Origin of the sequence: Bacillus sp. FSL K6-3312, assembly GCF_038007485.1 — a bacterium.
GTDB lineage: Bacteria > Bacillota > Bacilli > Bacillales > Bacillaceae > Bacillus > Bacillus pumilus.
In genome coordinates, this window is the sequence record NZ_JBBOXI010000001.1 from 641051 (window position 1) to 655746 (window position 14696).

Genomic DNA, 14696 nt, shown 5'->3' on the forward strand with positions numbered 1-14696 from the left:
GATGCAAATAGAAAGTCTTTTTGGCACTTTTCCTGTAGTTGCGTCAAAGAATGTATTGTTAAAAAAGGTGGAAGAGCATCATCTGCCAGAGCTATTTTCAATTTACGACAATGACACGGTCTTTCAGTATTGTGGAATCATTCCGAAACATAACCTCCAAACGGTAAAAAAGATGATTGGACATTTTGAACGAGATTATACGAAGAAAAGCAGAGTGAAATGGGGAATCTTTCAAAAGAACATGCCCCATACGCTAGTTGGCATCATTGAAATAATGGACCTCAATCAAAAAGTGAATGCGGTGACGATTGGCTATTTCTTGGCAGAGGAACATTGGGGCAAGGGCATCGCAACAGAAGCTGTCTCTACACTTGTGACATTTCTTTTTGAAGAGATTGATATCAATAGAATTCAAGCAGAGGTCATGCCAGCAAATGAAGTATCAAAAAAAGTCCTATTGAAAAATGGTTTTATCAAAGAAGGGCTCCTCAGACAAGCTGTTTTATGGTCTGGCAAAGGAGTTGTTGATTTAGAAATATACAGCATGTTGAAAGAGGATTACATGAGTGAATAAGCACGAGAACATGATGATGCTGATATGGCGTTTAGGATATCAGCTTTTTGTTACGATCTTATTTTTCTGTATTTGAGAACTCCCTATAGAAAATAAAAAAGCGAACATTGAGCTCGCTCATTAAGGTTTATTTCATTTCGTTTGAAAATCGAATTTGTCTATCTTTTAGTTCATCATAAAATGTGAAATGTTGTAACTTCAATTCTTCACAGACTTTTTTGATCATCCATTTGCCTCGTTCTTCAATCCTAATATTGACTTTATGTAGGTACTCACTTAATTCTTGTTCATTTTGAGGTTTTAAATGATTGTAATTTCCTATGCTATCAAAATGTCCTTTCCAAAATTCACTCACTGTCCATTCTTCATCATTATTCACATAAGGTTGAAGGAAATATCGTTCGACGAACTGTTTCCAACATCCTAATGGTTGAAAGAATTCAAAAAGTGAATACATCGTTACATCCCAATAATCTTGAGAAAATAAATAACGACCCGAATTCATCCAATGTGGTAATACGGTGAAATTTCTAATGCAGTGGGTGGAAGTAGCGAATTTTTCAAACTCAAGTTTGAGATGACTATCCGAATTTATTTTTTTAGAATGATTGAAAGTCGTAATGAACGAATTCATTGTTTCTCCACGGAGCAAATTGTGACGATCTAAAGAAAGCTGAGATTTAAGCTTTGGCTCATTTTCAGTACTCCAAAGTAATTGATAAAGATAAAAAGGTTCTTTATCACAGTCAGCTTTGCGACCAGCTTTTTTGGTAATATTACAGATTCCAATTTCTTTGAGTTTACGACTTTTATAATCTAATATTAACTCAATAGATGATTTATCTTTTGGTATAGGTTCTTTGATATAACTTTGTTTAAAATCCCATTCCCAAGGCTTGATTTCAAGTTCTTCGCACTTTTGAAACCATTCTATTATCCAAGTGTGCTCCTTCATTTCTTTTCTTTCCTCCTGTTCTACTCATCTTTCAGTATGAAGCATTCAATTTTTAATTTTTAATTTTCTCCACAACACCACCGAAATAACAAGCAAGATAACACATTGAATCGATAGTAAAAACATTTGCAATTCCACAGGCGTATGCCCATTTGTCATTTGATCCACGATATTATGAACCGCGTGCCATATGATGACCCACTGCAGGCTGTTAGTGAGTGTCACAATTTCAGCCGCAACGAATCCAAATAAAAAGGCAAATAAGATTTGTGCCATTGTTAATGTGAGGCTTTTTCCGCTTAGTAGATTAGCAGCATGACCAAGGGCGAATAGTACGGCAGATCCCCAGATGGCAGTGCTTAGATTGATTCGTTTTAAATATTGAAACAGGATGCCTCGAAAAATACCTTCTTCAAAAATACCGACACACACCATGAAGAAACAAAGTGCAGTAAAGGAAGGTAAGGATAGCTCCTTGTTTAATCCAGCAATAAAAGGGATGGCCTCAATGATAAGAATGGGAATGAACCACATCCCGAGAGCCCCTTTTCGACAGCCTAGTTCTTTCAAGTGAAAACGACTTTTCTGAATAATGAATAGAAGAAAGAGACACCCAGCCAGCATGGCACAGCCATTGATGATATAGATTTGCAGTGGGTCGGTTACTTCTTTGATGGATATATAGACACCTGCACTTGTTGGGATGATTAAAGAAAACAAGAAGTACAGCTTTTGGAATGATTGTCATTGGTTTCATTGTTGATTCCCCCTCTAACGTCAGAGTAGTGGAATCAAGCAGAAGTCACAATTAAATCTTCCTAACATGTCAATTTTAAGCCCTAAGATGCACATTAAGTTGTTCGTTTTTTTCGCTGTTGTAAAAGGTCATTGATTTCCGCAGCGGTTGCCTGATCTTTTTTATACAAGAGGGTCTTGATCAAAAAGAATAATGCCATAACCACTAGGAAATTCACGATGAACGAAAGGAGACTGATTTCCCCGCTGACGATAATGATAGTTGTCATAATCATACACATCACAAGGACAACATAAAGGATTTGTTGAAAAAGAATCCGTTGATGGCTATATGTTTGTTTTGGGTATAGCAAGAAAGTCATTGCGCTTGAAAAAAAGGAATTTAAAATGATTGCTTGTAAAATGTAAATCGGCATTGATCCAAACGTGAAACAGTAAATCAGCACTAACGCCGTAAAGATCATACAAAATGTTATCGAAAGATTGATGATATAATGTCTCATCCTTTTCACTTCCTCCGTAACCCAAGCTTCTCTTTTAATGCTTGAATATAAAAACGTGAAATCATCACTTTTTCCTCATTTGTCAGGGTTGCCTCGAAACGGCCGCTCGTTTTAGGAGAAATAGCCGCGATATAATCAATATTAAGAATCATCGATTTCGAAATCCTGACATAGTCATGCGCCTCAAGTTGCTCTTCGAGTTCAAATAACTTTTCTTTTATGAGAAACACCCCATCTGTCGTATATAAAAACGATCTTTTATCGACACTTTCTATATATAAGATGTCGTGATAATAGATCTTTTTCATGCTTTCTTTCTCAGGGTCTTTCGCTAGGAAGAAGGGGACTGATTGCTCCACCTGCTGGACAAGCTTTTCAATCGTCGAATTAAGCTCATAAATGTGAAAAGAAACATATTCTGATTGCGGCTTTTGAATGAAATGAATATCCGTTTTCATTTGTTTTATTCGTAATCCCTCTTCAAAATCGCATACATAAACACATCATCAAACCCATTCTGACCAAGATCATATTCTCTCAATAAACCCTCTCTCACAAAATCAAAGTTCTCCAATAATTGAACAGAAGACGTATTTGCTGGATCAATGATGGCTTCAATCCGGTTCAAATTCATCTCCTGAAATCCATATCGCAACACCGCAGCAATCGCCTCGCTCATAATGCCTTTTCTCCAATGATCGTGATGTAATTCATAGCCGATTTCCGTGCGGCAGTGCTGTTTTTCTAGATTGAGAAAGCCGCAGCTGCCAATGATGGTGGGGTCATCTTTTAAAGAAATGCCCCATCTAATCCCTGTTTGTTCTTTGAAGATATTGTCATACCACTTGATTTCTTCTTTTGTGTCTTCGATGGTTTCATGAGCATCGATTCCCATGTATCGGCACACGGTTTCATTGGATAAATAGATGTGCATTTCCTTAGCATCTGCGATCGTTGCTTGTTTTAAGATCAGTCTTTCGGTATGTATTGTTGGAAATGATTGTGGAAATATCAGCTTATGTCTAGTCATATGTATCTCCTATTGTTTATTTTATTTAAATTATACCTGTACTGATCGATTTTGTGGAATGCTTTGGTATAATATGAAATTATCATCGTGGTAATCATTTACATACGAATTATACTAAAGAGAAAGAGGATAAGTGAAATGGGTATTTTTCTAATCATGATTTGTATCATGATGATCACCGTATCTTTAATGATCTATTTATTTAAAAAGGGAATCATTCGTTCTAAGGTGTTAGTGATAGTAGGTTCTGTTTTAGGAGGAGCTGTATTAGCTGTTTGGATAGCAATGTTTTTGAATTTTCACTCTATCACTTTAATAGATGAATCGCTAGGTCATTTTAAGATAGGTCAAACATTTGAGGGAGATCATCATTTTGTGGAGAATTCTCAATTCTCTCATCCTAAACAGACGGTCTATATGGAAAAAGAAAATCAAGATTTTGTCGTATCAGTTGATCAACATCATCGAGTTATATCTATGTATAATCAATCAAAACAAAAAAATCTTCAAACATCTAAGGGAGTTAAAATTGGAGAAGATTATTCATCTGTGATACAAACATATGGAGATCAATTCAAGAAGCTCTGGTTTGTCGAAGGGTATAGCAAAGGTATACAATATCAAGATCAATCAAACGGTATCATTTTGGAGTTCTTTTTCAATGACAATACACTAGCACTCATTGAACTTCGTAGTAAGCAGGAGTGAAATAGTAGAAAGTAAAAACGAGCATTCTATTGAAATGCTCGTTTTTATGTTGTTTTTTTATAACATGCCTGACAATAAAAAACCCCTTCATTCCTCAGCCAAGCCTTCACCTCTGTCATTCCTCGTCTCTTTGGATAGACCAGCTTGACGTACACTTCTTCGTTTCCTTCTATCTTTTTCTGACAGCTAGCACATGTAGGTTCTTCAAATCGAAACAATCGACATACTCCTTTTTGTACATATTTCTTCCATTATATCAAATGTTCAACTTATTCTTTCGACTCTATTCTTCACTTTCTCTATTTTTATCCGACATATGCTAAGTAAAATAAATTTTTATTTGTTGAAACCGTTTGAGAGAAAGCTTGCTCTAACAGGTGTAGGAGGTGTGAGTGAGATGAAGCAAGTGCGTCTAATTAAAAAAGCACAAAAAGGGAATGTCCCGGCATTTGAGAAATTAATGCTGATGTATCAGGAGCGTTTATATAAAACGGCTTTTCTCTACACAAGAAATAAAGAGGATTCGTTAGATGCTGTTCAAGAAACAGTCATTAAAGCGTTTAAGCATCTATCTGGCTTAAAAGAACCGGCTTATTTTTCTACCTGGCTGACGCGGATTTTGATTCATACGATTTTTGCGATGAAGAAAAAGCAGCAAGATGTTGTTCCGTTTGAACAGCATCATGAAAGCGTTGAGCGTCATGATTTTTTGGAAGACAAGCTCGATTTGAAAAATGCACTTGATGTGTTAGATGAGCAATACCAGCTCGTGATTCAGCTATTTTATTTTCAAGATTATTCGATTTCAATGATTTCTGAACAGATGGGTGTGCCTGAAGGAACGGTCAAAACCCATTTGTATCGAGCAAGAAAGTTATTAAAGCAAACATTGGAGAAGGAGGAGAGTGTCGATGGAACGAAAAGAAATGAAAAAGCTTTATGATGAGATTGATGTACCAACGGTTGAAGTAACCTCTGCGATTCGCCAAGCAATAGGAGATGTGAAAGCGGAAAAGAAAAGACTTTTGTTCACATGGAATTGGAGAACGCCAATATATTCTGTCATCATACTAATCGTTCTTTATTTTTCATCAGGCTTTCTTTTTCCTTCTCTTAATACAGCGATGGCACGTGTCCCGATTATTGGACAGTTTTATATGATGTTTCACGATAAAGTAGGAATGTCTCTTTTTCAGAGTGATTTGGTGAAGCATGTCAATGAGGGGGCTGAATCAAGAGGGGTTACTGTGAAAGTAAATAGTGTGTATTACGATGCCGGGCGGCTTGTTTATACGTTTACTGTGGAGAATTTCCATACAAACGAAGATGTTGTATCGTTTAGAGTGAATCCAGAAAAAATCGATGGAAACTTTCAACTGAATTTTGATAAAACAGAGTTGAAAAAATTAAAAGATGGCCGCTATGTTGGGCAGACGGAAGTCTATACAAATGGACAAACGATCAAACAAGGTCAACAAGTCCCGCTTGTTATTTCGAAGATTGGGGATATTGTAGGGAATTGGCGCTTCAAGTTACCTGTGGTCAAGCAAAAAACCACTTTATTAGCGGGACAAAAAGACGTGTCTATTTTAAATGGACGTTATCAAATAAGAAACGTAAAGGTTGAAAACGGAGTGAATGGCTCTGCTATTCAATATGCCATTGATTACAATGGTTTTGCCAAAGATGATAAAGTTAGTATACATGGGATGAAAGATAATTTAGGAAATGAGTATGAGCTTGAGATTGGAACTGTTTTAAGGAAAAAACAACTGACTTCTGATAAAAATAGAAAAGAACATTTGACGATTTTGAATCAGCCGATCAATCCAAAGGCGACCGAATTGACATTTGACACATCTGTGGATATCGAACGAGAATACAGCCACATCATTCCTCTCAAGACAAAGCTGCCTGTTCAGTTCAAAACAAAACACCATGGCATCGGAATCAAAATCAATAAGATAGAGCAAAAAGACCGTTCTGTGATGGTTGATTATCAATTTACTGGAGTAGATCAAAAAGAATTAGATCAGGATGTGATGAAGAATATAGGTGAATTCATTGGATTAGGCGATGTTGAAAAGATGAAATCATGGCCCAATCCACAAGCAGACTATGAAAGCGGATATTACTTGAAGGGGAACCATGCGAAGATGACGAATGTAAAGACAGCTTCCATGCAATCCACCTTTGAATTTGATGATAAGAATCTAGAGACTTTATCATTAAACCATTTTTCTTTTAAAGATTATGGGCTTTATCTTGATTTGTCAGAACTGAATATGTTGGCACCACAGAAAGCGATAAAGGTAACCATTCCAGTCAAAAAAGAAACTTCAAAAGCTAGTCAATAAATAAGAGAGCGAACATGATTATACATGTTCGCTCAGGCTGTCGAGAAAATCTCGACAGCTTTATTTTTTCCCTTAAAGTTTCCATTCCCCCGTTTTATAATAGAGAAAAGCATACTAAAGGAAGGTGTTTTTCTCATGTTCCACACTAGAAATTCTTCTCAGCACGAAGCCGAATTTGTATTGCTAGATCAACTGGTCGAAGAGGATCACCTGCTTCGTAAAATTGATCAGTACATTGATTTTTCATTTATCGTAGATAAAGTCAAACCCTATTATAGTGAGAATAAAGGTCGTCCTTCTCTTGATCCACTTATTTTGTTCAAAATGATGTTTATCGGATACCTGTACGGTATCCGTTCTGAAAGACAACTTGAAAAAGAAATTTACTATAACATGGCGTATAGATGGTTTTTAGGTTTGAACATCAATGACCCCGTTCCCCACCACTCGACCATTAGCTGGAATCGTCGTACTCGATTCAAAGATACAACGATTTTTCAAGACATTTTTGATGAAATTGTGCTTCAAGCCATCAATCATGATATGGTAGGAGGCCGCGTTCTTTTTACTGATTCGACTCATCTTAAAGCCAATGCCAATAAACATAAATATACGAGAAAAACGATTGAACAAGATACTCAGAACTATATAAATGATTTAGAAGAAGCGATCCAAGAAGATCGAGAGGTACACGGAAAAAAGCCCTTAAAGGTAAAAGAGGAGGTGAAAACGGAAAAAGACATTCGTCAAAGTACGACTGACCCTGAAAGTGGCTATCTTTATCGTGAAAACAAGCCAGAAGGCTTTTTCTACCTAGACCACCGTACAACGGATATGAAGTACAATATCATCACGGATGCCCATGTCACGCCCGGCAATATCCATGACTCTGTTCCGTATCTTGATCGATTGGATCACCAAATCGCCCGATTTGGTTTTCAAGTAGAAGCTGTTGCCCTTGATTCTGGTTATTTGACAACCCCAATCTGTAAAGGTTTATCCGATCGCCGTATTTTTGGTGTCATCGCACATAGACGCTTTCATCCAACAAGAGGATTATTTGAGAAATGGAAATTTCAGTATGATTCTGAACATGATCACTACATATGCCCAAATGGCGAGAAGCTATTATATACAACAACTGATCGAAAAGGTTATCGATTCTACAAATCAGACCCTAAAAAATGCGTATCGTGTCCTTTCCTAGAGAGCTGTACAAGGTCGAAAAATCATCAAAAAGTGATCTCAAGACATGTATGGGAAGAACATAAAGAAAAGATCAGACAAAATCGTCTGTCTGCTTCTGGAAAAGAGCTATATAAAAAAAGAAAAGAAAAAATAGAGCGAAGCTTTGCAGATTCAAAACAACTGCATGGGCTTCGCTACTGCCGGTTGAGGGGAAAACAAAATGTGAGTGAGCAAGTGCTTCTCACAGCTGCCTGTCAGAACATGAAGAAGATTGCCACACACCTAGCGAAGCTAGGCTAGGTGTGTGGGAGGCCTTTTTCTTTAATCTCATCCATCATCATTACGATGAAAATAAAAAAGATTGTAGAAAAACATGAGTTTCTCTACAATCTGAGCGAACATGATTATACATGTTCGCTTTTTGTCTGCTTTTGGACCAGCTGATTGCGATGGAACGAGTATCGAATCAACATGAACGCAACAAAACTGGCTAAACCGCCAATCCAGCTTAAGTTCGTGACATTTGTATATTGTATAATCACACCGCCCATTGACGATCCGAGCATCATGCCGATATTCATAATCGCTGTATTAAAGCTCAGTACGGTTTCTGATGCATGGGGTTTTAGAGAGATGAGGTAAAACTGCTTCGCTGGAGTTGTTGTCCATGTTGCGATGCCCCATATGGCTAATGTGATCAAGACGCTAATTGTAGAAAATTGTGTAAAAAATAGGGTGAATAGAGCGAGCATCTGGATCATGATGCTGATCGAGATGGTTCGGTTTGGTCCCCATTGATCACCGGCGAAGCCGCCAAATCGTGAGCCTATAAAAGCAGCGATTCCTAAAATGAGTAAGGCGATACTTGTCATTTCAAGAGAGAAGCCAGCGGTCTGTCGTAATAAAGGTGAGATATAAGTGAACACCATTGTGTAGCCTAAGATCCAAAAGACGGTCGTGGCTAAGCCGCTGATCACCCTGCTATCTTGAAGGAGATGTAATTGCTGCTTCAATGGCAGATGTGAATGTCCCTCCATGCGTGGCAGTAATTGATAAAGCAGTAATAAAAGACAAGCAGTACCTAGCGCAATAATGAGAAAAATATAGTGCCAATTCACATGACCTGATAGAAATGTGCCAATAGGGACACCAAGTACGAGTGAAACGGTAAAACCAGTAATGACCGTCGCCATTGCACTTCCCTTTTTTTCTGGAGGGGCGATCTGCGCTGCATAATTCGTGGCGACGACAATATATAAGCCGCCACTCATGGCCATGATGACTCGGGATAGCAGGAGTAGCATAAAGTGATGGCTAAGAAAGGCGACCACATTGCCTAAAATAAACACAAAAATAGCCGATAACAGAACCTTTTTTCGGTTCAATTTCGATGTTGCCATCACTAAAAAGAGAGCACCTACTGCATAAAAGAGAGAGTAAACGGTGATAAGCTGCCCGGCAGCAGGAATGGAGATATTTAAATCAACAGAAATCATATCTAGAATGCCTGACACGACGAATTCTGAAGTGCCTGTGACGAATGAACCGACAGCTAAAAGAATAATCAATAACTGATGTGATGTGTTTTTCATTTTTGAACCCTTCCTTCAATTTGATACGTTGTATTTAGTTTAAATTCCGTGCTAACATAAGTAAAATTGATGTTTTTCATGAAGGAGATGAGTGAATACTCATGAGCTTTGTTCGCTTTGATATTATTGCAAAAGTGGTCGAGCTTGGCAGCTTTACCGCAGCAGCTGAAGCATTAAATATGACGCAGTCCGCGGTCAGTCATGCGGTGGCGAGTTTAGAAACGGAGTGGGATGTGTCCTTATTCATTCGTGATCGAAAAAAGGGCATCATGCTGACAGATATCGGTCAAACGCTTCTCCCGCATATTAGAGAAGTGTTAAATAGGGTGGAGAAGATCCAGCAGGAGATTGCGTTAACGAAAAATATCGAAACTGGCTTGATTCGTATCGGTACATTTGCCAGTGCATCTGCTTGTTTATTGCCTAAGCTGCTTGTGAGCTATCAGAAAAAGCATCCGAAAATCGAATTTAAATTTTATGAGGGGACGTATGAAGAAATATTGGAGTGGCTGGGCTCTGGCATCATTGATGTTGGATTTGTTGTGAAAGGCCATGCGGATGAAGCCTTTGACTTGTTGCCGCTGATCAAAGATGAAATGGTGGTCGCCTATCATCCAAATCATCGATTTCACCAGCTGTCCATTGTAGACATTACAGATTTGGCGGATGAACCATTTATTATGCCGACTGGCATGTATCAATCACATGTAGAGGATATATTTTCTGAGGCTCAATTGAAGCCAGCTACTTTATTTGAAGTACACGATTGTACGACCATTGCTCGTATGGTCGGAGAAGGACTTGGTGTCACGATAGGTCCTGAGCTGTTTTTAAAAACGCAGCAGCTTGTGCACATTCGAAAGTTGAATGTCTCTCATCACCGTGAGGTTGCACTTGCCTGTCCGTCTCTCTCCCAAGCTTCTCCGGCAGTGAAAGAGTTTTTCCATGTAGCCGCAGCAGTTTTTGCAAAAGAGAAGGATTTGGAGAAGGATGTATAAAGAACTAGATGCGATTTTCCAAATTCGTGTAATAAGACGAATGAAGCGGACATTTCTTTGAAAAATGTTCGCTTTTCGTATTGTGTTTTAAAAATGAAGTTGGTACAATAGACACAGAAATCAAATAGATAGAAGTCGTATAATAGCGGGGATATGGCCCGCAAGTTTCTACCAAGCTACCGTAAATAGCTTGACTACGTCAATTCACACTCGTTTGATATAAATCATGCATTGTTCTTGTTTTATGTCACCGTCTGAATTCACATATGTAGTCAAGCGTCCCAAAACTGTTGGGGCGTTTTTTATTTGACTTGTGAATGGGGCAGACTAAAGCAAAAGGACATGAAGGGAGTCAGTTGGCTTGAAACAGTTTTTTCAGTTTGATGAGTTAGGAACGAATTACCGCAGAGAAATCATCGGTGGTTTAACCACATTTTTGTCGATGGCTTACATTCTGTTTGTCAATCCGACCACACTTGCTTTAGTAGCAGTACCGGATTTTCCAGATAAATTACGAATTGATCAGGGCGCTGTCTTTACAGCGACGGCGTTAGCCTCTGCCGCAGGGTGTATTCTGATGGGGCTAATTGCCAGGTATCCGATTGCGATTGCACCAGGTATGGGCTTGAATGCCTTTTTCGCCTTCTCGGTTGTTCTTGGCATGGGCATCACATGGGAAGCAGCACTTTCTGGTGTATTTGTTTCAGGATTGATTTTCGTTGCCCTTTCTTTAACAGGTTTCCGTGAAAAAATCATCAATGCCATTCCGGCTGAGCTGAAGCTGGCGGTTGGTGCAGGTATTGGCCTATTCATTACGTTTGTCGGTCTGCAAGGCTCTGGCATTATTGCCAATAATGATAATACGCTCGTTTCGATTGGAAACATTCATAGTGGTCCTGTCTTATTAACGGTGTTTGGTATCGTGGTGACTGTCATTTTAATGGTTCTGCGAGTAAATGCAGGTGTCTTCATTGGGATGCTTGTGACAGCTATTGCAGGAATGATTGTTGGTCTTATCCCAGTACCGACTCAAATTGTGGGAAGTATTCCAAGCTTATCTCCAACCTTTGGACAAGCCTTGATTCACTTGCCAGACATTTTCTCGATTCAAATGCTTGTCGTGATTTTAACGTTCTTATTCGTTGGGTTCTTTGATACAGCAGGAACGCTTGTGGCTGTTGCAACCCAAGCTGGTTTAATGAAAAATAATGAGCTGCCGCGTGCAGGAAGAGCACTTCTAGCGGATTCATCTTCAATCGTTGTAGGTTCTGTTCTTGGAACATCGACGACAACATCTTATGTTGAATCTAGCTCAGGTGTTGCGGCTGGTGCACGTTCTGGATTTGCAGCTGTCGTGACAGGTATTTTCTTCTTGCTTGCGATGTTCTTCTCGCCGCTATTATCCATCGTTACATCGAATGTGACAGCACCTGCTTTGATTATTGTGGGTGCACTGATGGTCGCTCCGCTTGCGAAGATTGCATGGGATCGTTTTGAAATTGCCGTACCAGCGTTCTTAACGATGATTATGATGCCACTCACATACAGTATTGCAACAGGGATTGCGGTTGGCTTTATTTTCTACCCGATTACGATGATCTTTAAAGGGAAAGCCAAAGAAGTACATCCGATTATGTACGGATTGTTTGTGATCTTTATTCTCTACTTTGTTTTCTTAAATCATTAATTGTTGACAAAGGGTTAAAATGATCTTTATTTTATCCCTTTGTCTTCTTTCAGCGTGATAGAAAACATTTGAAGTCTAGGAAGGACGAGCACTGGCGCGGAGCGAATTTGACATTCGTAAGCACCAGCGCGCAGGACTGACAACGAATGCGAGGGGTTGTCTACACGCTGAAACAGCAGCTCATGGAAGCTGCTGTTTTTTTGTTTTGTCTTATTTTCTTGGCACTTTAAAACCTCTGCTGCCTTTTATCCGTCTATTCGTATGAACGTCAAGGAATCTTGACTGAACAGAGAGACTCCGCTACTTTAAGAGGAGTCATCCGAATAGGTCATTCGTATGAGCCTATAAGGATTGTGCTGGATAGGAGTTGATATGAGATGTTAGAAAAAGATGAAGAGCAAAGTACATCAGACTTAAAAAATGAAGAGCCATCAATAGATCAAGAAACGAGGCAATCCCGCCTTAGCAGAAGCGCCGCAAAACGTGGAAGAACGTCGAAAGTAAAAGCAGCAGCGGATGATGAGCGTTCTGCCATTCAGCGTATGCTGCAAGGTGTAGGAGGCGCGTTTAAGCGCTATGGCTCATATGGACTTGCGATGTTAAAATCACCGAGCCGGTCCATCAATCAAGCGGAAACATTACGGATGAAGTACGCCTGGATCTCGATTGTGTTATTCAGCGTGTTTTTTGCTTTAGGCAACTATGTTCAATTAAAGGCGTCAAAGACTCGTTTATTAGGCTTTGGCATTCATTACTCTTTTGGTGACGCCTTTTTGAGGGTAGCGGTCTTTACACTCATTTTGTTGACATTGATGATGCTGACCGTCTGGTTACTCGGAAAGTACATGCTAAAAGGAAACATATCACTGAAAGAAGTGATCATGAAGTTTGGTGCCGCACTTGTACCGGTTTTGGTTTTATCCATCCTTTGGCTTGTATTTGCCATGCTGAATATTCCATATGTGACGGTCATTTTATCTGTGATGATGTTTTTTGGTCTCCAGTTGATTGCGGTCGTACTGTTTCACTCGGTTCAATCGGAGCATGAAGCGGTGCGCGGTGATTTGATGTATGCCAGCTGGATCTTTTTATTGGTGGAGCTTGTCATCATTGCACTGCTTTGGAGCATTGTCGGAGAGTATTTGATTCCATCACTTGTGCCTGTTCGATTTGGATAATACACACACTGAAAACCTCCTTTTTTGAAAAAGGAGGTTTTCATGTTGAGAAGAGGAAAAAACGGGTAAACTCTTGGTAACAAAGACCACCTTTCTTGTCGAAAGATATATGTGTTTTTCTCGCGCAAATTTGATTGTATCAAGGTATGTTCTCTAGTAGAATATGGGGTGCTTTATTTGATTTTTTAGTGCAGGGGGTTCGAATCGTGCTTCAACAACTTTTATCCAATGCGTTCACCATGGTTTTGATCATTTTAGTCATTAATATTGTCTATGTCTCTTTTTCCACCATGCGTTTGATTTTAACAATGAAAGGAAGACGGTACGCAGCTGCATTTGCTGGTACGATTGAAATGCTTATTTATGTGATTGGATTAAGTATCGTACTTGATAACTTAGATCAAATCCAAAATGTCATTGCGTATGCGCTAGGTTATGGGATGGGGATCATTGTCGGGATGAAAATTGAAGAGAAGCTGGCACTTGGCTACACAACTGTTAACGTGATCACAAAAGAATTAGATGTCGATCTCCCAAGACAATTGAGAGAAAAAGGATATGGTGTCACCACCTGGGCAGCAGGCGGTCTTGAAGGAGACCGGTCAGCAATGCAAATTTTAACACCGAGAAAATATGAACTGCAATTATATGAAACGATTAAAACGCTTGATTCAAAGGCGTTTATCATTTCTTATGAGCCCAAATCAATTCACGGCGGCTTCTGGGTGAAGGCTGTGAAGAAAAGGAGAATTAAAGAATGACCGCAAAACCAAAGAAGAAAAAATTCTATGTGGAAGACAACATGTCGATCGATCAAGTGTTGTCCCAGATGGCAGCGGAAGGCTACTCGCCTGTCCGACGAATGGAGGAGCCGGTTTTTCAAGAAAAGAAGGAAAATGGGTCGATTCAGATCATTCCGGTTGGGAAAAAAATCGTATTTGAAGGAAAAACACTCTAAATCCGAACATTAAAACGACGACTTCATAGATTGTTCGATAAATCCGTTGACATCATGAACATCCGTTGTTAAGATAAACATGAATTCAAAACACGAACCTCATATAATCTTGGGAATATGGCCCATAAGTTTCTACCCAGTTACCGTAAATGACTGGACTATGCAGGATAGTGAACAAAACTGACATGGCGTTTCAAAAGCGAACAGCGCTT

17 protein-coding genes and 2 riboswitches are annotated in these 14696 nt (G+C 39.1%); of the genes, 10 read left to right on the plus strand and 7 right to left on the minus strand.

The features are described from left to right. Position 1 precedes the first annotated feature (1 nt). A complete protein-coding gene (locus tag MHI11_RS03195) occupies positions 2-574 on the plus strand; it encodes a GNAT family N-acetyltransferase (protein ID WP_340960421.1) in 573 nt (190 codons plus the stop codon). A gap of 127 nt (positions 575-701) precedes the next feature. Here MHI11_RS03195 and MHI11_RS03200 read toward each other — a convergent pair whose 3' ends face one another. From MHI11_RS03200 to MHI11_RS03220, 5 genes are all read right to left on the minus strand, one after another. Next, positions 702-1529 (minus strand): hypothetical protein, encoded by an 828-nt coding sequence (locus MHI11_RS03200; RefSeq protein ID WP_340960423.1) that lies wholly within the window; start codon positions 1527-1529, stop codon positions 702-704. Between the two features lie 45 nt (positions 1530-1574). Then, positions 1575-2249, minus strand: a complete 675-nt coding sequence (locus tag MHI11_RS03205; protein ID WP_340960424.1) for a CPBP family intramembrane glutamic endopeptidase — start codon at positions 2247-2249, stop codon at positions 1575-1577. Positions 2250-2380: 131 nt separating this feature from the next. After that, positions 2381-2788, minus strand: a complete 408-nt coding sequence (locus tag MHI11_RS03210) for a hypothetical protein (RefSeq protein WP_340960425.1) — start codon at positions 2786-2788, stop codon at positions 2381-2383. A 5-nt stretch (positions 2789-2793) separates the two neighbouring features. Continuing rightward, the gene (locus tag MHI11_RS03215) at positions 2794-3246 is read right to left on the minus strand and encodes a LytTR family DNA-binding domain-containing protein (RefSeq protein ID WP_340960428.1); all 453 of its coding nucleotides are present in this window, start codon (positions 3244-3246) and stop codon (positions 2794-2796) included. Positions 3247-3251: 5 nt separating this feature from the next. Then, on the minus strand, positions 3252-3818 hold the full coding sequence (locus tag MHI11_RS03220) for a GNAT family N-acetyltransferase (RefSeq protein WP_340960430.1): 567 nt from the start codon (positions 3816-3818) through the stop codon (positions 3252-3254). Between the two features lie 138 nt (positions 3819-3956). Here MHI11_RS03220 and MHI11_RS03225 point away from each other — a divergent pair, with 138 nt between their 5' ends. Continuing rightward, positions 3957-4526, plus strand: coding sequence for a hypothetical protein (locus tag MHI11_RS03225; protein WP_340960431.1), 570 nt, complete (start codon positions 3957-3959; stop codon positions 4524-4526). A 44-nt stretch (positions 4527-4570) separates the two neighbouring features. Here MHI11_RS03225 and MHI11_RS03230 read toward each other — a convergent pair whose 3' ends face one another. After that, the gene (locus MHI11_RS03230) at positions 4571-4744 is read right to left on the minus strand and encodes a Fe3+ hydroxamate ABC transporter substrate-binding protein (RefSeq protein WP_340960432.1); all 174 of its coding nucleotides are present in this window, start codon (positions 4742-4744) and stop codon (positions 4571-4573) included. A 179-nt stretch (positions 4745-4923) separates the two neighbouring features. Here MHI11_RS03230 and MHI11_RS03235 point away from each other — a divergent pair, with 179 nt between their 5' ends. The 3 genes from MHI11_RS03235 (at position 4924) to MHI11_RS03245 (ending at position 8371) form a co-directional block, all read left to right on the plus strand. Further along, positions 4924-5469 (plus strand): sigma-70 family RNA polymerase sigma factor, encoded by a 546-nt coding sequence (locus tag MHI11_RS03235; protein ID WP_309219912.1) that lies wholly within the window; start codon positions 4924-4926, stop codon positions 5467-5469. Continuing rightward, the gene (locus tag MHI11_RS03240) at positions 5438-6883 is read left to right on the plus strand and encodes a DUF4179 domain-containing protein (RefSeq protein WP_340960433.1); all 1446 of its coding nucleotides are present in this window, start codon (positions 5438-5440) and stop codon (positions 6881-6883) included. Before MHI11_RS03235 ends, MHI11_RS03240 begins: the two co-directional genes overlap by 32 nt. Before the next feature lie 135 nt (positions 6884-7018). Beyond that, entirely contained in the window at positions 7019-8371 is a 1353-nt protein-coding gene (locus MHI11_RS03245; RefSeq protein ID WP_340960248.1) for an IS1182 family transposase, read from the plus strand. A gap of 104 nt (positions 8372-8475) precedes the next feature. Here MHI11_RS03245 and MHI11_RS03250 read toward each other — a convergent pair whose 3' ends face one another. Next, the gene (locus tag MHI11_RS03250) at positions 8476-9663 is read right to left on the minus strand and encodes an MFS transporter (protein ID WP_340960434.1); all 1188 of its coding nucleotides are present in this window, start codon (positions 9661-9663) and stop codon (positions 8476-8478) included. 101 nt (positions 9664-9764) lie between these two features. Here MHI11_RS03250 and MHI11_RS03255 point away from each other — a divergent pair, with 101 nt between their 5' ends. The 5 genes from MHI11_RS03255 to MHI11_RS03275 all read left to right on the plus strand — a co-directional run bounded on the left by MHI11_RS03255 (position 9765) and on the right by MHI11_RS03275 (position 14484). After that, a complete protein-coding gene (locus MHI11_RS03255; RefSeq protein ID WP_335351302.1) occupies positions 9765-10661 on the plus strand; it encodes a LysR family transcriptional regulator in 897 nt (298 codons plus the stop codon). Positions 10662-10776: 115 nt separating this feature from the next. Then, positions 10777-10878, plus strand: a riboswitch (purine riboswitch). A gap of 144 nt (positions 10879-11022) precedes the next feature. Beyond that, on the plus strand, positions 11023-12348 hold the full coding sequence (locus tag MHI11_RS03260) for an NCS2 family permease (RefSeq protein WP_126741185.1): 1326 nt from the start codon (positions 11023-11025) through the stop codon (positions 12346-12348). Positions 12349-12725: 377 nt separating this feature from the next. Beyond that, the gene (locus MHI11_RS03265) at positions 12726-13526 is read left to right on the plus strand and encodes a hypothetical protein (protein WP_113768213.1); all 801 of its coding nucleotides are present in this window, start codon (positions 12726-12728) and stop codon (positions 13524-13526) included. 206 nt (positions 13527-13732) lie between these two features. Beyond that, positions 13733-14287 carry a DUF2179 domain-containing protein gene (locus MHI11_RS03270; RefSeq protein ID WP_003214176.1) on the plus strand — a complete coding sequence of 185 codons (555 nt, stop codon included), beginning with the start codon at positions 13733-13735 and terminating at the stop codon, positions 14285-14287. Further along, on the plus strand, positions 14284-14484 hold the full coding sequence (locus MHI11_RS03275; RefSeq protein WP_340960435.1) for an NETI motif-containing protein: 201 nt from the start codon (positions 14284-14286) through the stop codon (positions 14482-14484). Before MHI11_RS03270 ends, MHI11_RS03275 begins: the two co-directional genes overlap by 4 nt. Before the next feature lie 79 nt (positions 14485-14563). After that, positions 14564-14665: riboswitch (purine riboswitch) on the plus strand. Positions 14666-14696: the final 31 nt, after the last annotated feature.